The organism is Dyadobacter sp. CY261 (assembly GCF_021440085.1).
Taxonomy (GTDB): Bacteria; Bacteroidota; Bacteroidia; order Cytophagales; family Spirosomataceae; genus Dyadobacter.
This window is the reverse complement of sequence record NZ_JAKCPW010000011.1, coordinates 257,180-277,771: the sequence shown is the minus strand read 5'-3', so window position 1 is coordinate 277,771 and position 20,592 is coordinate 257,180. Positions and strand designations below refer to the sequence as shown.

Sequence of the window (20,592 nt, the reverse complement as noted above, 5' to 3'; positions counted from 1 at the left end):
TGTATTTATTGACTCTAAGTCACCGTAGCAACGCTATCCAATCTTTTTATCATATTTTAGCAAACAGGTCATTAAGAGACTCACTCATTGAAGGGTGGGTGTAAATAGTATCCCGTAGCACGGTGTAATCAAGCCCGGCATGCATGGCGAGTTGCACCAGATTAATGAGTTCACTGGAATTGACACAAAGCAGTGTGCAACCTAATATCTTGTTTGTGTCAGCATCAACGACCGCTTTGAAAACGCCTTCGGTTTCCTTTAAAATCTGCGCCCTTGTGCTCGTTGCAACGGGTAAGCTGGCAACCTTAATTCGGTATCCCTGCGCAATCGCCTCGTGCTCCCGCAAACCTACCTGCGCCAATGGCGGGGTAATGAATAATGCTGATGCTACGTTTTTACGATCAAGGACGGTGTGCGGCTGAAATTGGGATAACTGGCTTCGCAGGACCCGGAAATCGTCCAGGGATATGTAAGTAAATTGCGGTCCACCATTGACATCACCGATAGCCCAAATGTTCGGAACGTTGGTTTGTAAATGTTCATTCACTAAGATAAAACCACGATTGTCGTGTTGGACGCCGGCAGCGGCAAGGTTCAAGCTTTCTGTATTTGGCTGACGCCCCGTAGCGACCAGGATAGCAGCGGCCCTTATTTCTTTTTGTGTTTCTGCCTGATGGTAAACGACTGTATCTGCATCCGCATCGCCGGGAATAATTTTATCAACTTTGGCCCCTAGTTCAATCCGGATGCCTTTGGCGATTAAAATCTTCATAACGGCCTCTGCAATCTCAGGGTCTTCATTCGGCAAAAATGTCGGGGAACGGTTCAGCAATGTTACAGTCGATCCGAACTGTGCATACATGCTTGCAAATTCAAGCGCAATGTAGCCAGCTCCGATAATTACTAATTGCTCAGGTAGTTGTGTTACTTCAAGAAGCGTCGTGCTGGTAAAAATGCGCTGACTCTCCTGCATTCCGGGTATCTGGGGGATGACGGGCTTAGCGCCTGTGTTGACAATGATCCGCTCCGATTCCATTATCACTTCCTCACCCGTGTCGGCAAGGCGAACGGAAATCTGCCGTGGTGACAGGAAAGATGCGGTGCCGGTGATTACGGTTGCATTTGGGAACTGGTCGACCATCTCAAAGTTACGCTGCCGGAGCAGGGTTACTAACCGGATTTTCTCACTAATCGCGTCGCTATACGGCATCTTGGTTTCAGCACTGTGTACTAACGATTTGGTTGGAATGCAGGCAATGTTGATACAGGTTCCTCCATACATGAGTGGCGATTGTTCGATGACGGCCACTTGCCAGCCTTCTTTTGCCAGAAAAGCAGCCAATGTTTTGCCGCCTTTTCCAAAACCGATTATCAGGGCGTCATACTTTCTTTGAAAATCTTTCATAATGGATAAAGGGAAATAGCAACAGGTATTTTTAGTTGCAAGGTTAGCAAGATAGTATTTAATAACTAGCGACCTCAGTCCTTCCTGGCGTGCATGTATATCTTGCGGCAAAAAAAGGAAGTGCACCAAGGCTCCTGCCCGCCTGATGCGATCTTTGAAATGCATAGTTGATGCTTTGCTATTGATATAACTTCTGCCTGCCGTGGTGACCAATTTTGTTTCATCAAATAACAAAAAAAGGCACAATTTGAAAAGGCAAAAAACATGGTTTATGATGGTCGCTTCAAGGAACATTAAATCATGTTTTTTTATCGCCGCCTTGTTGATTTCAAGCAGCGTTTCAAAAGCGCAGCACATAGAAGCGACAGGATTTCGCCGGTTGTCTCGCTAAGGCGAACCAGAAGTTGTGGTCCGCCGCAATGTCGTTTACTGTCTACTGGTTATCACGGATCAACTTCTTTGAGATTTCGCTGACATTAAGTCCTTCGTTATATAGCCCAAAAAAATCGGCGTAATTACCGTCAGATGATATAGCAGTTCCCCAAGCGCCCATGTTAATTGTATCGTAACTATTTAGTAGATTGGCTTATTGAAATTTTGGCCAAGGTAAAAATTCCTAGTAGATAGCTGGCTCACTTCGTTATTTGAAACATCGTCCGTAAACATGATTCAATGAATTGACGAAGCGTCCGTTAGAATAGTATGTCATGCCAAAATCCGTCTGTCTTTTTCCAATGTAAATGAAAACCCAGTATACCAATGATGGAATCGATCAACGGGAAAGTACTCATTTCTGCCGGTTTACTCCTGACTTTGACCGTACTTTGTAGCTTTTTTCTGTGGTTAAGACTAACTATCAATGATGAGATTAGCTTTGATAGCGCCAGGCAGATGTATCTTTCAAACTATCCTTCATTCCTAAGAAACGCTCGTGTTCTAACGATACTGCATATAGTTTTGAATATGTTAGCAATCACTTGCTTTTTACATGCGCACCGTTCAACACCAAAAGCTTCGGGGATGCTAAAATCTCTCGCTACTCTAAACGTTGTAATGCTTGTGTGGCAGGTATTTAGCTTAATGTAAAAGTCGAAACAACTACCAAGCCTACTTAGCGCTTGAATTAGTGGGCAATTAAAAAACAAGGACGAGCAACGCCATATTGGCACAAATACCGGATTTTGGAGATCGGTCTGCGACGGCCAATAAGTCTCCCTTTCTAAGTCTGCAGTACAACACTCCCGGATTTTCCGGCGAATACATTTTTACAAGAGTAAATTGCCTATTATTTTCCAATTGGAGGTTTACTTTACATCGGTGCCGATTTTGTCAATAAAGGAATCGATGATAAGCATTTTACAACCGATGCTTCCGCAATCATTGTTGGTGTATTAATGGCTGCTGGTCTTGTCTGTTACAAATTATCATTTGATATCATTAAAGTCAATAACAGGAACAGGCAAAAGGTATTAAAGAGCAATTGGACTGCACAAACGGGAAAGAGCCGAAGTATTGGCAGAGTCATGTGTTGCTCATCCGGAAAGCCCGATCCATCGTCACTTCAGCAGCTCTGCAACCACAGTAAGCTCGGTGCCTTCCGGCACTGTGTAATCGGGTTGAATGCCCGTCGCTTCCCAATTATCGGTTGTGCCTGGCCATGTGGGTGCTCCTGTGGAAACGGAAATGTAGAGGTGCTCGTTGACGGGATACCATGAATTCATGAACGCCGCCCCGGCCGAACGCTGTCCGACTACTTTTGCACGGCGATGCTTTTGCAATGCATAGGCAAATGCTTCTGCCGCCGAGGCCGTCCCCTTATTAACCAGAATGAATAGCGGGTTTTCATACTTAGGTTCTAACAACCAGCCGACGGTCTTTTCTGTCTGAATGCTGCCATTCCTGGTCTTAAATTCCAGCAAAGTTGCGTGCTTGGGCAGAAAAAAGCTTTCCAGGACGCTGCCGACATTGCTGCCCCCGCCCCCATTGTTACGCAGGTCTATGATGAGTGCGCGTGTGTTGGCCACGAAGCGCATTGCGGCAAACAACACAGGCAGGCTGCGGGCCGAAATGTTGATTTCCGAGATTTCGATATACCCGATATTCCCTTCCAGCACTTTCGTAGCACGAAAGCCGAAGTTCCGTTCCGCGGCGCCCTTCCCGTCAAAAAACGGATCATATGCCTGCGTGGCTGTATCCGGCGCGGGCTGCGCAGGTTTTTGCATCTCTTTGACGGTTTTAGGGTCATATCTGACGTACAAATGTCCGTCACGACTGAAATCATGCAAGCTTTTCGAAATAGATCCGGCCAGGTCTTGCCAATTCTTAGCAGTCGAAAATCTGCCCTGCCGATGTTCCGATCGGAGATATTGTGCTATTTTTTGTCCTTTTTCCGGAAATACATAGGCGGTATCGATGGTATGCGCCATCATGGTAATGGCTGCATCGATTTCCCGGACCGACGGTGCCTGGGCGAGTGCGCAGTCACAGCAAAGCAGGAAAAAAATGGCGCTCAGGTAGAAACAAACAGGCTTGGTAGGTAACATATGCCGGGTTGATTTAAGTTTACCGGCAAAGTTCCTGTATATCAACCACCCAAAATTGTATGAGATTAGCGCATTAAGTTGCCCGGTATTCTTTGGGTAAAAATCCGGTAACCTGCTTGAAGGCCCTGGTAAAATGTGCCTGGTCGGCAAACCCGGATTCATGAGCGATGCGCGTGAGCCGGTAGGGTGTGTTTTTAATCAGGGCAATCGAGTTCATGACCCTGAGTTTCCGCATGTATTCGCTCAATGTGCAGCCGAAATAGCGTGGGAAATACTTCGAGATCGTTACGGGATGCGTACCCGTTTCCACGGAAAGTTCACGTAAGCTCACTTGCTCGTTCCAGCGGTCGTGCAGCAGCTCGGTGATTTTTCCTACCCAACCCGGCGGCCGGCCACCGGCGTTCTCCCGCGTACCAAATAGCCCAAGAACGGCCATCGTAATCGAATCGCCGGTGTTGTGGTCTTTGTGCAATAATTGGCGGTAGGCTCGTAGAAACGCAATGGCAGCGAGCGGATTTACACAGATAGCATGGCCAATATGGTTTTCTGTGAGGTCATACGCTTCAAGAAAACCTGGCGTAAACTCAATATTAAAATTTTGCGAGCCCGGCACCGTCTTACTATTCTGGTGCGGCTCACCCGCATGAAAGAATACCGCTTCGCCTGCTTGCCGGTAGCACTCACTTCGTTGCCGTTTTTCAAGGGTTGCTCCTGCCAAAAGCATCGTTATATGCGGATTTTCGTGCGCATGCAACGATACATTCGGAAGATTTTCCTGCGAATAGGTTGTTACGCTCGTCCAGATACCGTCCGTCTGGCAAGTGGTCAGGTTGTTCCCTAAATAGGTGGCTGTCGGAAGTAGCTGCATAATCGGTTTAAAGTTGTTACAGGTAAAAGTCGCTGGAACCGGTAACTACCTAACGTCGGCTCCCGGCATATAGGTAGCAACGTGACAGAAACTTTCAGCTCGAAGGAAAAAGTTGTCCTTCAGAAGCTTGTAACTCCGGGTTGGTCGTAGGTTTGACCACGAGTACCCGTCGTGGTATCTGGCCAACGAATGGCTGAAAACATTTACGTAAAATGCATTTACACTTTTCGGGGGATCACCGCCGGCGGGGCGCTTGGTAAATACCCAAACGCGCCCGCTTGCGGCAACGCTTTCATATGGCTGTCGGGGGCACGGGTTTCAAAAGTCGGCCGAGTGAATAGGCACCGCCACCGGTAAAAACCAGTGCAACCGCAATGCCGATCGCCAGTAAAAAGAACTCCATTCCTTCGATGTGTTGGTTGCCAAACCAGTCCATGAAAAAATGATCATGGAAAGTGGTAAGGATAATTCCGGTCATTACGGCCGCGATAGCCGCGGCAGAGAGGCGCACTGCCACCCCTAACACGAGCGCCAGAGGCCCGAAAAATTCAATGATGATCACCAGCAATCCGATAATCCATGGCAGCCCGGCCTGGCCGGTAAAGTATTGCATAGTGCCCTCAAAGCCAAAGCCGCCAAACCAGCCCAGTAATTTTTGTGCGCCGTGCGGGAAAAGGACCAGTGCCAGAAATAATCGGAGAAACAGCGTTCCCCAATTGAAATTGTGTTTTAATGTACTTGCAAACATGTCTGTAATGTTTAGTTGTTATAGAAAAATTGTTCGTGGATAATTTACCCGCGCGCTTCATTTTGCCCGCCCATGTACCGAATAGATACCTCAACAACCCTTCGTGCAAACAGCTCGGCGGTAAGCAAATCGCCGGGGTGCTGACTGTTGATAACCCGCTCCCCATTGTCGCACTGCTCCATCAACCCGATATAGCTTGCAAGTCTGTTTTGACCTTCGGTTTGTTCGTTATTGAGAAACCGCGGAAGTACTCCCAGCGAAATCCAGTTCATGCTGTGTTGACAGGCAAAAAGCATCATCGATTCCAGCGTATTCAGTTTGTCGCCATTGATGGTTGACGACAAGGTGAAGCCCGCCGCCAGTTTGTCTTTCCAGGGCTGTTTATACCAGAACTCACCTGTGCGCTCCATGAAATGTTTGAACTCGGCGCTCACATTGCCAAAGTAGGTGGGGCATCCGAATACGATCGTATCCGAGCTGCTGAGCAGGTCCAGATAGGAGTCGGGTTGGGCCACGTTCACCAAATGCACGAGCGAACGGTCGGTTGTCATCTCCTGGGCCAGCAGCCGGGCAAGCCTCTCAGTATGCCCGCTGCGGCTGTGGTACACGATAGCAATTGTTACTTTTTTCATGGCTAATATTTCATGCAAATTTTGCCGGTTGGGCGCACGATCACCAATCACCTGTGATAAGAAAATCCGTTAACCTAGATTAACTTTTTGAAGAGCTATGCCAGTGAACAGGCATAGCGCAAACGTTCCTGCCGGGGCACAACCCCATGCAGTAAGTACATCAATGCCAAATGTTGTATTGCCGGTGCCGCTACTGGCTTTGCGAGCGGATCCGGCTCAGTGTTTGGGGGGTAATGCCCAAATAGGACGCAATCTGATGATTGGCAACGCGCTGCTCTATTTGCGGGTATTTTTTGATAAACTCCTCATACCGCTCCGGCGCGCTCCTGGCGAGGCTGGCCGACAGTCGTCGGGTAGAAGCAATGAATGCGTTCTGGATCATGATGCGGAAATGCCGTTCCATTTTGGGCACCTTTTCATAGAGCGTTTCCAGATCGGCCTTTGTAATGTGGAGCACCTCGGTGTCTTCCAGACAGTCGATATTGTACGTCGTCGGACTTCCAGTCAAAAAACTGTATAGGTCGCCCACCCACCAGTCTTCCAGGCCAAATTGCACGATATGCTCCTGACCTTTATCGTCCACTTCATACGTTCGCGTCACACCCTTTACTATAAACGTTTCGAAGCGGGTCACGTCTCCCTCTTGCAGGATATACTGCTTTTTGCGGTATTTCTTGAAGGTAAAAAGCGACTCTATGATCTCTGCTTCCTGTGACGAAAGCGGCACAAACTTGCTCAGGTTTTTTATCAGCGGATCATACATAGCTGGCAAATATAGCCGCAGCCTACCAATTAATCAATGGCGTTTTTTAAGCTGTAAATCGAATTCCAGTCGGTCGGTTTGCAGCCAGTACTCGGCAACATCCGAATGAACTCCCGGACGTGTGCGGTGTAATCTTCCGGGGTTCGCAGGCTACCTACGGGAGCCTCTGACTGAACCTGATGGGCGACCACCGTATCGGCCATGAAAATGTGTGCCTTTTCCGGAAGACACCCTGACCTGACCTCTGTAAGAAATTGACGGACCAATTCCTTTGGTGAAGGCGATGCCTGGCTCGCAACAATCTGCCCCAGAGCATGAGGCACAAGCGCAAAAAAAAAATGATCATGGCAAAGCATCTGATGAATATAGTTAAGACTTGCATTTGAAGGACGTTTAACAAACTGATGCAAAGTTCTCTCATACCGGTGAGCCTGAAAATCAGCCAGGATAACTAATTCCGTTAACATAGGTTCATGAATATTGATTGATAAGGCATCTGAAATAAACTCTATGATCGAGTTGATCAGGAAGCAGCCCTCCGGCAATCCGCCCGGGTAGCTTCCTTCAATGGACAATTTAAAAATCAGCTTGATCCCAGCCAGCAGCTCCTTGGTCTGCGCCGTAATCTGTTCCAACGGAACAACTGTCTTTTCGTGCCCCAATCAATGAATAACTATATCAGGCTTTCCAGATAGGCTGGGTAATTCAGCCCCATCAATGCCTCGTCAGCCTGCCGCTTTGGTAGAATGACTTTGCTTAGCACCGACCAGTCTCCGTTTAATGATTCAAGTCTGTTGCTCATTTCCAGAACGCCTATATCCCTGCAATAAACCGGAGAGCCGGGTTGCAGCTTCCATGACTGCGAAATGGCGCCTGAATCTACCGGGTCGAACCCTAATTGATCAACAAGTTCTGAGGCAATCGTTTTTCCATGAGCGCTATCTCCGGATATTGCCAGGGCAATCCTTTCAGCGTGCCCCTTCGGACGTCCTAAAACCTGAAGGCTTGTCGCCAATATCGAGTTAAAAACTTTGACAATGGGAACGTTTAATTGCTGCTGAACCCAGAGGCTGTCTATCCAGCTCTGTTCGAGTTCGGGTAAAATTCCGTCGCGTAGCTGGGGATAATAGTTAGTGGTGTCGATTACAACCACATCTTTTTTAAGTTCGCTGAACAACGCCTTGGGCAGATCCGGTATATTTTTGGATGGTATAGAAATTACTATCACCTCCTTATTTTTTATTGCCTGCTCTACTTCTACCGGCTCTGCACCAGTGGCTTGGGCAATTTTTGCTAATGACGCTGGCCCGCGGGAGTTGGCAATGGAAACCCGATGGCCCAATTTGTTCAGCCCCGAAGCAAGGCAGGCTCCCATTTCGCCTGATCCGATAATTCCTATATTCATGGCGCGCTAATTTTTTGAGGAAGTTACTCGGTCAGCGGGTTTGGTTGCCCAACACCCTTAGTAATCAGACCTTTAAGACTTTCGTTAATATAGAATGTCCATGCGTCGAAACAGATGTTGTAACATTCATGTTCCGGGACGAGCCCCCGATGGGTAAAGTTAAGAACCGTCTTTCCGCCGGCTTCGGAGATCTCGAATTCGACCCGCGTGCCCTTCCATTCCGACTGGTTTTGGGTAAAGTTGAAGTAGTTGTCCAGTACAAGCCACACCACTTTTTTGCCAGGAAGGAATTCGACAATTTTCACGGTGCATTTGTGGACATCTTTCCGCTGGTAGGTAAATTCCTGATCGATCCGGTCGGTGACACCGTCTATCCTCTCGGACCACCATCCGCGGACATTATTTACTGCGTTGAATACGGCTTCGGTAGATTGATCTACGGAGAATGAGGTATTTAAATCTCTGATCATGGCATAAGTTGAAGGAAGCTGGCTGGTCTGATTCCTTATGACCTGGCCAGCTATCGGGTGAATAAATGTTAAATTTACTTGTCAGGAAGTGATGGGGGTGTTAAGCTAAGACGAGCTGCTACCCCGTACTTTTTTTACCTTCCGAATCATCAATCGGCAGTTTGTTATTTAATAGATCTTCCAATTTTTGCAGTTTGTTGAGCCAGAATTTGTCGAAGTAGGAGATCCACGCCTGCAGTTCCTCGAATCCGTCCTTCCTGAGAGTGCAGTATCGTTCGCGCCCGACGTCCGTGATAGAAATAAATCCCGCCGTTTCTAGTATCTTAACATGCTTGGACACTGCCGGCCTGCTCATATCGAAATTTTCAGCCAGGTTATTGATGTTCATACTGCCGGCGAAGAGTAGCATAAGCATTTTTCGTCTGCTGGGGTCACCAATTACCTGGAAAACATCAAGCGCTGGTATCGCCATATTTTTCTGCTTTTAAGAGGTTCGCGATTTTTTCCAGTTTTTCCACCCAGCCGAGCAGTAGCCCGTTGTACATGTCGAGGTTCTCTTTTTTAGCAAAACCACTGTGCTCGAGGTGTAGGGTTGTACCACTTTCAGTTGGTTCCAGGTTCCAGTTGACAACGGATTCCAGGGTGATTTCTCCGCCGCCCGGACCGCTATTCCATGAATAGGACAAGTGTTTCAACGGAACGATGTCCAGTACTTTGCAGTAAATGATCCCGTCGAAGTTCAAGGGAGCAATCGGTCCGGTCCTAAACTGGAACTCGTGCCCGATCGCCGGCTTGAAGTCATTTTTCATCAGCCAGGACGCTAGCAACTCCGAATTCGTGAGGTATTCCCACACCGTTTCAACTGGGTGGGAAAAGGAAAATTGATGTTTGATAATTTTAGTCATATTGGGTAACTTTTAAGTTACGTAAACTTAAAGGTAACTTTTGAGTTACGCAAATATTTGCTGAAAAGTTTTTGGAAGGAACTTGTAAATGCAAGATGAGGGTCCAGCGCTCTGAGAAAGCAATGAAAGCCGGATGTCCCGGCGAATTAGAAAAATGTTCTCGTCTAACAACATCCTGTATTTTTGGCTATTTTTATTCAACACCCATCAAATAACCCCTCCCGTGAAAGCCAGGATACTTATCGTTGAAGACCAGTTTGTGGAAGCAAACAATCTGGAAGTGATTTTGGAACGCGCAGGATACCATGTTTGCACCATCGCCAGATCAGTTGCCGCTGCATTGCAAATCATAGAAAAAGAAAACCCGGACCTCGTTTTTCTGGACATTCTGCTGCAAGGGCCGGAGACAGGATTGCAGCTCGCTCAAACACTGAATGAGCTGGGTATTGCATTTGTTTACCTGTCCGCTAATTCTCAAAAAGAGTATCTCGACATTGCCAAATCGACCAATCCCTATGGCTTCCTGGTGAAGCCATTCCGGGCAAAGGATCTCCTGGTTACGCTTGACGTTGCCTGGTATATGCACCAGCAAAAGAAGCAAATCGAGAGCCAGCGACTAGCATTATTGCAGAAGCCACGTCCCGCTCCTGTGCCCGATGAGTCGGGTGGGATTCTAGGCAAAAGTCCTCAAATGCTGGGCCTGCTAGACAACATCAGAATTGTGAGCCCTTCGGATACTTCCGTGCTGATATTAGGTGAAAGCGGCACCGGTAAGGAGCTCGTTGCGAGAGCAATACACCGGAATTCCAAACGTAAAGCCAAGCCTTTTGTGGTAATCAATTGCGGCGCACTTCCTCCAAACCTTATTGAATCGGAGCTTTTCGGACACGAGAAAGGCGCATACACGGGTGCGATAAGCCGACGGGTCGGGAAGTTCGAGATGGCTGATGAAGGGACCTTGTTTCTGGATGAAATCGGGGAACTTCCTCTGGATTTACAGGTGAAATTTCTACGCGTTTTGCAGGAAATGGAGATTGAGCGGGTAGGGGGAAAAACCGTTAAAATCAATGTGAGAATTATTGCGGCAACAAACAGGAATCTGGAATATGAACTCGCCTCAGGCCGCTTCCGCCTTGACTTGTTTTACCGGTTGAATGTATTCCCGATAACGCTTCCGCCACTACGGGAAAGAAAGGAGGATATTCTCATTCTGGCGGAGTCGTTCCTGGAAAAATATGCCCTCAAAGAAGGCAAAGTGATCACCTCATTTGCCGACCATGTGAAAAAGGCATTTTTAAATTATAGCTGGCCTGGAAATGTGCGTGAACTCGAAAATATTGTGGCCCGCAGCGTCTTATTAGCCACCGGGCCAGTGATCAATACCCTGCCGCTGCCAGCGCCATTGGAGCGGCGGCCTGAAGAGCTGGCGCAATCAAGAACCAAGACGGTCGAGGAAAATGAACGCGATCATATCATCGCCGTCCTCGAAAAATGCAACTGGAAGGTTTATGGCCCCAACGGCGCAGCTGAAATTTTGGATATGAATGTTTCCACCCTGAATTCCAGAATAAGGAAGCTCGGAATAAAAAAGGAAGGTGGCGACAAGGGATGAATGAGACACGGTTGGGTTGGTGAAATGTCACTAATGTAGCTTCATTTTTTGTGAAATATAACAAATATTTTGACGGAATATTCATATAAGTGTTTAATAAGCAGAATGTTAACTATTGGTATGATAATTGACTTCTTGGTATAGTCGAATGCAATAAAATGCGAGACGCATATTGCACGACCACCTATTTCACCATAGTCACATCTGCCAGGCAATGAGAGCACAAGCCGATTCTTTCTATCAAACCAGTGGACATTACTTCATCGAACTCGCGGGCGAGCAGCTACAATTTCTGCCCGACAACCTCGATTCGGCCATAGGTTCACCGCCGGTTGGAAAGTGCGTGGACTTAAATGATTTGATTGATTCCAACCCGTTTGGTGCTGAAATATTTGGGAAAAGCGCTGGCATAAAAAGGGTGAGCCGGCTGGTTAATCTGGTTGCTTCGTCGGACAGCACGGTCCTGCTGCTTGGCGAAACTGGAACTGGAAAGGAATTGGTTGCGCGTGCTATTCACAGCAATTCGCCCCGCAGGAATGCAACCATGGTAAAAGTCAATTGTGCCGCATTGCCGGCCAATTTAATAGAAAGTGAATTGTTTGGCCATGAGCGCGGGAGCTTCACCGGTGCCGCGGAGCGAAGGTTAGGTAAGTTTGAGCTTGCCCATAAAGGCACTTTGTTTTTAGATGAAGTCGGCGAAATGCCTCTGGACATTCAGGTCAAGCTGCTAAGGGTGCTGCAAGAACGGGAAATTGAGCGCATCGGAGGTAAAAATACGATCAAGGTGGATGTCAGGATCATCGCAGCAACGAACCGAGACCTGGAAAAGGAAGTGGCAGAGGGGCGCTTTCGAAGTGATCTTTACTACCGGCTTAACATATTCCCGATCAACCTTCCTCCGCTGAGGGAACGACGGGAGGACATTCCCTTGCTTGCGGCCCATTTCATATCGAAATATGCTCAGAAAGCCGGCCGTAAAATCGTCAGTATAGACCAAGGCGTAATCGGCGAGCTGGTGCACTATGATTGGCCCGGAAATGTCAGGCAGCTTGAACACCTGATCGAGCGAAGCGTTTTGCTTTCAACGGGACCCTCCTTAACGCATGTCCCATTTCCTGCACGCATGCGCCAACCGGAGAAGCCCGAAGCTTCCGAGCATGCGGTACTCAAAACGATCGATGAGAATGAGCGGGACCACATTCTTAAAGTGCTGAAATTTTGCAAAGGAAAAGTTGCCGGCGATTGCGGTGCGGCAGAAATTCTGGGCGTTCATCCCAGTACGCTTAACTCGAAAATGAAGCGACTGGGCATCTGTAAACAGCACTACGCTTCGAGCAGGGACTGAAGACGACATCAAGCCTCTATCTGTTGAACCGGTTCATGTGTGCGGAGATGTTCATACAGCTTAGTCGTGAAGACCAATGTAATCTTAGTCCCACCGCTATTCTCAATATGAAATTCAGCATTGATATCTTCACTTAAACCTTTGATGAGCTTCATTCCCAATGAATTTGGTTTCGAACGAAGACTCTCGGGATCAATGCCCACACCATCGTCGGCAATGCACATCGTGACCTGTTGGTCTTCCTGAGCCATCCATACGGAAATCCTTCCTGTATCCCGTTTTGCAAAAGCATACTTAATTGAATTGGTTACCGCCTCGTTTAAAATTAGTGACAAAGGAACGGCCTGCGCCACTTCCAACTCTATGTCGGCGATATCCAGGTCAAAGTATATTCTTTTATTGACCTCGAAACTTTCCGAAAGGTAATTCATGAATTCGGGAATGAATATGGACATGTTTACCGTTTTCAGGTCATCTGACTGGTAAAGTTTCTGATGGATGAGTGACATGGCATAAATGCGGTGCTGGCTGATTTCCAGCGCCTTCAATGCATCGTCTTTCAAGTATGCAGCTTGTGATTCAAGGAGGCAAATAACCGTATGAAGGTTATTCTTAACCCTGTGATGCACCTCTTTCAACAACCATTCTTTGGAAATAATGAGGCTGTCTTTGTCTTTAATTAAAACCTGCAACTGCTCATTCTTTTTATTCATTTCCAACTTCTGCCTGGAATTGGTGTAATATCTGTTCAAAAGCAAAAGTATGATGATGGAAGCGCCGGCAAATCCTCCATAAGCCATTTTCTTTGTTTGTGCTACACGCTCTTGCTCGAAGGTCTTTTCTTTTGTTAAGCTGGCAATATCCCGCTGGTTTTGTTCTGTTTTATATTGTACACGCAGCGTTTCAATCAATTGGTTTTGTTTTTCCGATCTCGTTGAATCTTTGAGAGCACTGTAAAGTACGTGGTAGTTGAGCGCTGATGCATAATTGCCTTCGGTCGAATCAATTTTGTATAAGCGGTAATAGGCAGTTAACGTATTGTCCGACGCTGAATTTGTGCGCTCCGGACTTTCGACAAATAACTTCAGGTACTTTTTCGCCAGTCCATACTTTCCCCAAGCATAGTACAGTTGTCCAAATTCCAGATTAAAAAGGGTGTTGTGTTTTTGTTTGGTGACCAGCATGCTGCGTTCGACAGCCTCCTTTGCCAAGATCAGGTTTTTTTCGGCAGCAGGGTAGTTCCCACTTGCCGCGTAGTTACCCGCCAATGCCAAACGGATTTCGTATAAGGCAAAGGCCGACTTTGGCGGTGAAATTTTTAAGTAGTGATTTAACAGGTCTATTCCTTCCTGATGCCTATTTAGGTTGCTCAGCTGCCCGCTGGTCAATGCTAATACTTTATAAATATCCGCAGACTCTCCATTGTTTTTGGTAAAATAATCCAATGCTTTTTTTAACCAGTCTAGGCTTTCCTGGAATTTGTTATATCCCGACGATATATGGCCGACTCTCGCGTAAAAATAGCCCAAGCCGAATTTCTCCCTGGTTTGTTCTGCACTTTCTACGGCAGCCAGCGCATTTTGCATGCTTTTCCCATGCTCGCCCCGTGCAGCGTAAATCAGCGCTAATAAATCGTAGGTATAATGTTTTACGGGGACATCGATCCTTTTTTCAAGCTCCGATGCGAGTGCTGCATATCTTTCCGCTTCTTTCAGATCGGTAATTAAAAAGCTTAAATAACTGATGTTCGTTGCGCAGTTGATTTTGTTCTTTTGATCCTTAACCTGATCGTAAAGTTCAAAGGCTTTTTTCCAACTACTTATTTTTATTCCGATCGTTTTAGGAGTTGTCAAACAATAGGTGCCCTGGTAATCCCATGCCTTCGCTTCCAGTGCTTTATCCGAGGATTTCTGCGCGTTCTTGATCGCTTGTTCGAAGGTTGCAAAGGCCTTATCAGTGTTGTTTGTTTTCAAATAGGTCTTTCCCAGAAGACATAAAGACTGGTTCCACAAGGTTGTATCGCGTTGTGCCTGACTTTCCTTTCGCGTGGCCTCCAAAAAGGAAAGCGCACTGTCCAGATCATTTTTACGATAGCCCGGCTGAAATGCATAGTATGCACCCAGAAGAAGCAAAAGCCTGGTATGATCGCCACCCTTCGAAGCCGCTAACCGCTTCAAGCCGGCTGATGTGTTTCCCCGTTCAAACCAGGAGATATCCGCGTTCGAATAGTTGGCTCCGAAGCCCTCTGTCACAACGGGCCATCTGCTGATGTGGCTTTTTTGGCTTACCAACATCAGGCAGCTATCCTGATCTACTGCTCCCTCCCGAATGACCATGTAGTAGATATGGGCAACTTTTAGCCATAAGTAGTCCTGTGTTCGACTGACGGGTTGCGTCTGGGCTTTTCCGAGGTTTGGAAGGTTCAAGCAAAGCAGAATGAATGCCATTTTGTACAAACGAGCCATGGGTATCAATGTTAGTGGTGAGACACTTCGTATTGAAATTTAAAGTCCAGCAGTTCGTCGAGAAGTGGGGATCGATAGAGGATGCTATCGGCAGGTTTAAAAATACAGAATTATTTAAAATTCAGAAAGCCGCACGGACATTTCTATACGTGGGTTAACGTATGGTTACTTGCGTTGGGACTATTTGCATAGGGCTCATGGAGGTTACCAACTGCCTTCTTTTGTATTGAAATACAGATATCAAATCACTAAAAAAGGATATATCGCTATTTATTTTTTAACAAAAAATCTGTAAAGATCTGATTAATAGAGTATTGCGATTTGGCATTGTAATTGTTTAGTTAATGTCAAATCAAACTAATCAGTTTTATCATGGAAAATTTTACAAATCTGCTCTCGCCGCTGGCACAAGGCTTGTTATTCGGCGCGCTTCTCGTAATTGGGATGAGCATCAGCTCTTACGGACAGGCGCAGGATTACGCAACCGACATGCACCTCAGCCCCCAGGTTAAGTCGTTTTTGAAAGGATTGAATACGGGTGGACCCGGGCTCGAAACTTTGTCGCCCCAGGAAGCGCAAATGGTTTTAGTGAATGCCCAGAAATCAGTCAAGGTGGATTTGTCGGGGGTTGACGTTTCTGAAAAAACCATTTCGGTGGATGGGTTTTCTATCAAATTAAATCTGGTGAGGCCCGCCGGAGTGAAAGGCATCCTGCCGGTGTTTGTATTCATTCACGGAGGCGGATGGGTATTGGGCGACTTTCCGACGCACGAGCGAATGGTCAGGGATCTCGTCGTACTTTCCGGATGTGCCGCGGTTTTCATCAATTACACCCGGACGCCTGAGGCCAAATTCCCGACACAGGTTAACCAGATTTACGCCGCTACCAAATGGGTCGCCGAGCATGGCAGGGAGATCAACGTCGACGGTAAGAGGCTCGGCGTGGTGGGCAATAGCGTGGGTGGTAATATGACCGCCGTCACTACCCTGATGGCGAAAGCACACAAAGGGCCTGAAATAAAAGTACAGATCATGATGTGGCCCATTGTGGATGCCGACTTTGAAACCGAATCCTACAAACTGTACGGGGCTCAACGGTTTCTGACAACCCCGGTGATGAAATGGATGTACGACATGTACATCGCCGATCCGGAAAAGAGAAAGGACATTTATGCGTCCCCATTGCAGGCTACCATTGATCAATTGACGGGATTGCCTCCCGCGCTCATTCAGGTTGCAGAAAACGACGTCCTCAGAGACGAAGGAGAGGCATATGGACGGAAATTGGAAGAAGCCGGTGTGCCCGCCACGACAGTACGGTATAACGGTGTGATCCATGATTTTGGCCTGTTGAATGGATTAGCGGAGATTCCCCAAACAAAATCGCTCTTCATCCACGCCGCGGCGGAACTTCGGAAATATCTGAAATAGCGGTTACAGCATCCTGTTGTTTACCTATAAACCCTTACTGCGATGAGCCAACAGCAAATTATTCTCCAAGAATTGAAATTGCCGCGTCCTTGCAATGGATCAATGACGAAGCCCTTGGGGACAGACGATCACTTTGAGATCCAGGACCTGGAATCGACCATATCCTATCATCCTCACGAGCACGCAATACCGGTTTTACCCAAATATTGCGAACTGCTATGGATCAGAAGTGGGAGTGGAGCGCTCCGATGCGAGAGGAGAATGCAAAAGATCAGCGAAGATATGATCCTGGTGCTAACGCCGGGCCGTTCTTATCTGTTTCAAAATACCGCCCGTCTGGAAGGGTTCCGGATTTGTTTTTCGAAAGATTTTCTTGCGGATAGCGGCACTGTGTATGCGCACATTTCGCATTTGCTCGAACATGCATACAACACCTGCTTCCTGGCTTTACCGCTCGAACATGGTGAGCGGCCAATGGTTGAAGAGATCGGTCGAATGTTATCGAATGAGCAGGCAAAGACCGGCTTTTTCAAATCGGCAATTCTTAAAGGCCTCTTGAAAATACTGTTCATTCAACTGTCCAGAGAGGCAAACCTACCTTCGGCCGCCCTGAATGCAAGCAGTGCATTGGTGAGCAGGTTCATGGATCTGATTAACTCGGATAGCATCATTAAGAGGACCGTAAGCGCTTATGCGTCCGATCTGTCGGTCACAAGAAATCATCTCAACGCCACCATCAAGAAGGAAACAGGACGTAGCGCAAGGCATCATATCCAGCAGCGAATGATATCCGAAGCGAAATATTGGGCCACCTATTCACCGAAGAGCATGAAACAGATCGCCTATGAAATGGGCTTTGATGACATTTGTCATTTCAGCAAATTTTTCAAGCAGAAGAGCGGACTCAGTTTCTCAAAATTCAGAAGCAAACTTGCCCCTAACATACCTTAGACTGATCAAACAATAATGAAAGCGCTGGTTTTAGAAGCATTCAACACCCCTTATCAGATAAAGGATGTTGTGACACCCGTCGCGCGGGAGGGCGAAGTTCTCGTAAAAATTAGCCATAGCGGCGTGAATCCCCTCGACCTGAAAATCGTAGCCGGGGAGGCCCTGCATGCTCAGGTGAAGTTGCCTGCCATTTTAGGCATTGATATGGCCGGGACCGTCGAGGCGGTCGGCGATGGGGTGACCCGGTTTAAGCCGGGAGACGAAGTTTATGGAATGATCGGCGGAGTCGCAGGCGTACAGGGTTCGCTGGCAGAATACGCCTCTGTCGACGCGGATCTGTTGGCCATCAAGCCCGGTAACCTGACTATGAAAGAGAATGCATCCATTCCGTTGGCGTTCATCACCGCATGGGAAGGGCTTGTGGACCGCGCGAAAATCGGCCACGGCAAAACGGTTCTGATCCACGGCGGGGCTGGTGGAGTTGGGCAGCTGGCCATTCAAATTGCGGCCGCCATGGGGGCGCAGGTTTTTGCAACCGTTAACCACCGCCATATGGAGCTGATACACGGTTACGGGGCTACGCCTGTCGATCATCATGCATTGTCCGTCGAAGCGTATGTAAAAGAGTACACGAACGACGACGGCTTCGATATCATTTTCGACACGTTGGGCGGAGCCACGCTGGACGCATCGTTCAAAGCTGCCAAACAATATGACGGGCATGTTGTGAGCATTTTGGGTTGGGGTAGCCATAGTCTGGCGCCATTGTCCTTTCGTGGTGCTACCTATTCGGGGGTGTTCACCCTTTATCCGCTCATCTCCGGCAAAGCGCGGGCGCATCATGGCAGAATATTGTCCGAAGCGACCAGGCTGATTGAAGCAGGAAAGGTCAGCGCGCGGATAGAACAGAAAGATTACACGATGGATTCTGTGCTTACCGCCTATGCCGACTTGCAGCGCAGGCATGCCGCAGGAAAGGTAATCATCCGGATCGCAGGTTCATAATCATTCAATTCTTCACTTATTCATGAATATGGAAAATATCAACATTGATCGCCGGAAATTTATTGGATCGGCAAGCTTGATATCCATTGGGCTTTTGCTTTCACAAAAATCAGTTGTCGCCCAGGAAAGCCCGGTCAATATCATCAAAAAAGCTGCCGCTACGGCAAAAATCGAGATTACAAAGCTTCGCGGTAACCTCTCCGTACTGGAAGGATCAGGAGGAAACATATTGGTATCGACGGGAAAAGATGGCAAATTGATGGTGGATGGAGGGATCGGAGTATCGAAGCCGAATATGTCCGCGGCGCTTGCGAAATTGGGAAACGCCCCCTTGAAATTCCTGATCAATACACATTGGCATTTTGACCATGTCGACGGGAATTTGTGGTTACACGAAAAAGGTGCGGCCATTGTAGCCCACGAAAACACCCTCAAAAACATGTCACGGACGATCCGGGTGGATGATTGGAATTTTACTTTCCCGCCCTCTCCGAAGGGTGCACTGCCGGGGAAAACGTTTGCCGACAAGGAATCAATGACTTTTAACGGAGAGGATATCCAGATGAGGCATTATGCGCCAGCGCATACGAATAGCGACATTTCGGTATACTTCCCCAAAGCCGACGTCCTGCACGTGGCCGACACCTGGTGGAATGGACATTATCCGTTCATAGACTACAATACCGGAGGGAATATCAAGGGCATGATTGCTGCCACAAACCATAACATCGGGCATTCGTCGGACAAGACGATCATCATACCCGGTCATGGACCCATCGGCAACCGTAACCAACTGATAGCCTATAGGGATATGCTGGTTCACATCTACGATGCTGTGAAGAAGTTGAAGCAACAGGGAATGACGGTTGAAGAGGTCATTAAGGCAAAGCCTACCTCTACATTCGATGCCAAATGGGGCACATTCATCATCGATCCAACCTTCTTTACGCGGTTGGTCTTCAAAGGTGCATAGTTTCAATGCAACACCAACATTTTCAACATGGAACCGATGATGACAGGATATGGATTTGAGACAACCGGTGACGAAATCCTGGAAGGTATTGACCTCAGCGGAAAACGAATCATTGTCACCGGCAGCACTTCCGGCATTGGGGCCGAAACGGTAAGAGCGCTGGCGAAGGCCGGTGCGGAAGTAACAATGGCCGTGAGAAATGTAGAAGTGGGCAGGAAGGTGGCCGACGAGATCATGCAGGCAACGGGAAACCGGAAAGTAACGGTGCAGCAACTTGAATTGAGCGATTTTGCTTCGGTCCGGAGCTTTGTGTCAAATTGGAACGAACCGCTTGATGTTTTGATCAATAATGCGGGCGTCATGGGGATCCCGTATCTGCAGAAAATTTCCGAAGGAATCGAAATGCAATTCATGACGAACTATCTCGGGCATTTCGCGCTTTCGGTAGGCTTGCATAAATTCCTGAAAGCTGCACCTGCCGCACGGATCGTGATGGTCAGTTCAAGCGGACATCTACTTTGTCCCGTTTTGTTTGACGACATCAATTTCAACTTTATAAGCTATGATCCCTGGCTTTCGTATGGCCAGTCGAAAACTGCCTGCATTTTGTTTGCCGTCGGTGCTGCCCGGCGTTGGCGCGAGGATGGGATCGCCGTTAATGCATTGAACCCGGGTGCTATTCTGACAAACCTGCAAAGGCATGTTGGCGGGAAGCTTCGTTCGGCACCCGAGTTTCACAAAACCGTACAGGAAGGTGCTGCAACCTCCATATTGCTGTCAGCTTCGCCGGTCGTTCGCAACGTTAGCGGAGCGTATTTCGAAGATTGCAACGAAGCCGAAGTCGTGACAAGCCGGCCCGAGCGCTTCGCCGGAGTTGCGAAGTATGCCCTGGACCCTGACGGTGCGGACAGACTATGGGATCTGTCGACCAGCATGATCGAACAATTACAGAAGAAAGCCTAGCCCGCGACCTCATGGGAATCCTGTACTTGTACCTCTCTTTGGTGGAAGCCCTGCTGATTTACTGGGCCTTACGATTTATCGTTCACCTGACCAGAAGCCCTAAGCAAA

At 47.8% G+C, this 20,592-nt stretch carries 19 protein-coding genes; 7 read left to right on the top strand and 12 right to left on the bottom strand.

The genetic code is table 11. The features are described 5' to 3' along the window. Positions 1 to 49: 49 nt before the first annotated feature. The 11 genes from LZD49_RS27445 to LZD49_RS27395 form a co-directional block, all read right to left on the bottom strand. A complete protein-coding gene (locus LZD49_RS27445) occupies positions 50 to 1,405 on the bottom strand; it encodes an FAD-dependent oxidoreductase (RefSeq protein ID WP_234670995.1) in 1,356 nt (451 codons plus the stop codon). 1,556 nt (positions 1,406 to 2,961) lie between these two features. Further along, positions 2,962 to 3,948 carry a S41 family peptidase gene (locus LZD49_RS27440; RefSeq protein ID WP_234670991.1) on the bottom strand — a complete coding sequence of 329 codons (987 nt, stop codon included), beginning with the start codon at positions 3,946 to 3,948 and terminating at the stop codon, positions 2,962 to 2,964. 73 nt (positions 3,949 to 4,021) lie between these two features. Beyond that, the gene (locus LZD49_RS27435) at positions 4,022 to 4,816 is read right to left on the bottom strand and encodes an AraC family transcriptional regulator (RefSeq protein ID WP_234670990.1); all 795 of its coding nucleotides are present in this window, start codon (positions 4,814 to 4,816) and stop codon (positions 4,022 to 4,024) included. 292 nt (positions 4,817 to 5,108) lie between these two features. Further along, the gene (locus tag LZD49_RS27430; RefSeq protein WP_234670988.1) at positions 5,109 to 5,564 is read right to left on the bottom strand and encodes a DoxX family protein; all 456 of its coding nucleotides are present in this window, start codon (positions 5,562 to 5,564) and stop codon (positions 5,109 to 5,111) included. Positions 5,565 to 5,608: 44 nt separating this feature from the next. Next, positions 5,609 to 6,196, bottom strand: a complete 588-nt coding sequence (locus LZD49_RS27425) for a flavodoxin family protein (protein ID WP_234670986.1) — start codon at positions 6,194 to 6,196, stop codon at positions 5,609 to 5,611. 190 nt (positions 6,197 to 6,386) lie between these two features. After that, a complete protein-coding gene (locus tag LZD49_RS27420; protein ID WP_234670984.1) occupies positions 6,387 to 6,959 on the bottom strand; it encodes a Crp/Fnr family transcriptional regulator in 573 nt (190 codons plus the stop codon). 29 nt (positions 6,960 to 6,988) lie between these two features. Further along, positions 6,989 to 7,594, bottom strand: a complete 606-nt coding sequence (locus LZD49_RS27415) for a hypothetical protein (RefSeq protein ID WP_234670982.1) — start codon at positions 7,592 to 7,594, stop codon at positions 6,989 to 6,991. A 38-nt stretch (positions 7,595 to 7,632) separates the two neighbouring features. Then, positions 7,633 to 8,364, bottom strand: coding sequence for an NADPH-dependent F420 reductase (locus LZD49_RS27410; RefSeq protein ID WP_234670981.1), 732 nt, complete (start codon positions 8,362 to 8,364; stop codon positions 7,633 to 7,635). Between the two features lie 23 nt (positions 8,365 to 8,387). Continuing rightward, positions 8,388 to 8,834: an SRPBCC domain-containing protein gene (locus tag LZD49_RS27405; RefSeq protein ID WP_234670980.1), complete on the bottom strand. Its 447-nt coding sequence runs from the start codon at positions 8,832 to 8,834 to the stop codon at positions 8,388 to 8,390. 118 nt (positions 8,835 to 8,952) lie between these two features. After that, on the bottom strand, positions 8,953 to 9,306 hold the full coding sequence (locus LZD49_RS27400) for a helix-turn-helix transcriptional regulator (protein ID WP_234670979.1): 354 nt from the start codon (positions 9,304 to 9,306) through the stop codon (positions 8,953 to 8,955). Further along, complete coding sequence (locus tag LZD49_RS27395) at positions 9,287 to 9,739, bottom strand: SRPBCC domain-containing protein (protein ID WP_234670978.1); 453 nt, start codon at positions 9,737 to 9,739, stop codon at positions 9,287 to 9,289. The genes LZD49_RS27400 and LZD49_RS27395 overlap by 20 nt, the downstream gene beginning before the upstream one ends. 223 nt (positions 9,740 to 9,962) lie before the next feature. Here LZD49_RS27395 and LZD49_RS27390 point away from each other — a divergent pair, with 223 nt between their 5' ends. Beyond that, positions 9,963 to 11,351, top strand: coding sequence for a sigma-54 dependent transcriptional regulator (locus tag LZD49_RS27390; RefSeq protein WP_234670977.1), 1,389 nt, complete (start codon positions 9,963 to 9,965; stop codon positions 11,349 to 11,351). 214 nt (positions 11,352 to 11,565) lie between these two features. Continuing rightward, the gene (locus tag LZD49_RS27385; protein ID WP_234670976.1) at positions 11,566 to 12,696 is read left to right on the top strand and encodes a sigma-54-dependent Fis family transcriptional regulator; all 1,131 of its coding nucleotides are present in this window, start codon (positions 11,566 to 11,568) and stop codon (positions 12,694 to 12,696) included. An 8-nt stretch (positions 12,697 to 12,704) separates the two neighbouring features. Here the strand turns inward: LZD49_RS27385 and LZD49_RS27380 are convergent, their stop codons facing one another. Next, complete coding sequence (locus LZD49_RS27380; protein WP_234670975.1) at positions 12,705 to 15,161, bottom strand: histidine kinase dimerization/phosphoacceptor domain -containing protein; 2,457 nt, start codon at positions 15,159 to 15,161, stop codon at positions 12,705 to 12,707. A 444-nt stretch (positions 15,162 to 15,605) separates the two neighbouring features. On the opposite strand from LZD49_RS27380, the gene LZD49_RS27375 reads away from it, so the two are divergent. From LZD49_RS27375 to LZD49_RS27355, 5 genes are read left to right on the top strand one after another with little or no spacing between them, the layout of a single operon-like run. Continuing rightward, positions 15,606 to 16,592, top strand: coding sequence for an alpha/beta hydrolase (locus LZD49_RS27375; protein ID WP_409021355.1), 987 nt, complete (start codon positions 15,606 to 15,608; stop codon positions 16,590 to 16,592). Positions 16,593 to 16,634: 42 nt separating this feature from the next. Beyond that, entirely contained in the window at positions 16,635 to 17,543 is a 909-nt protein-coding gene (locus LZD49_RS27370; RefSeq protein ID WP_234670974.1) for an AraC family transcriptional regulator, read from the top strand. A 15-nt stretch (positions 17,544 to 17,558) separates the two neighbouring features. After that, positions 17,559 to 18,548: a zinc-dependent alcohol dehydrogenase family protein gene (locus LZD49_RS27365; protein ID WP_234670973.1), complete on the top strand. Its 990-nt coding sequence runs from the start codon at positions 17,559 to 17,561 to the stop codon at positions 18,546 to 18,548. Between the two features lie 28 nt (positions 18,549 to 18,576). Continuing rightward, positions 18,577 to 19,521 (top strand): MBL fold metallo-hydrolase, encoded by a 945-nt coding sequence (locus tag LZD49_RS27360; RefSeq protein ID WP_234670972.1) that lies wholly within the window; start codon positions 18,577 to 18,579, stop codon positions 19,519 to 19,521. Between the two features lie 36 nt (positions 19,522 to 19,557). After that, on the top strand, positions 19,558 to 20,484 hold the full coding sequence (locus LZD49_RS27355) for an SDR family NAD(P)-dependent oxidoreductase (protein WP_234670971.1): 927 nt from the start codon (positions 19,558 to 19,560) through the stop codon (positions 20,482 to 20,484). Positions 20,485 to 20,592 lie beyond the last annotated feature (108 nt).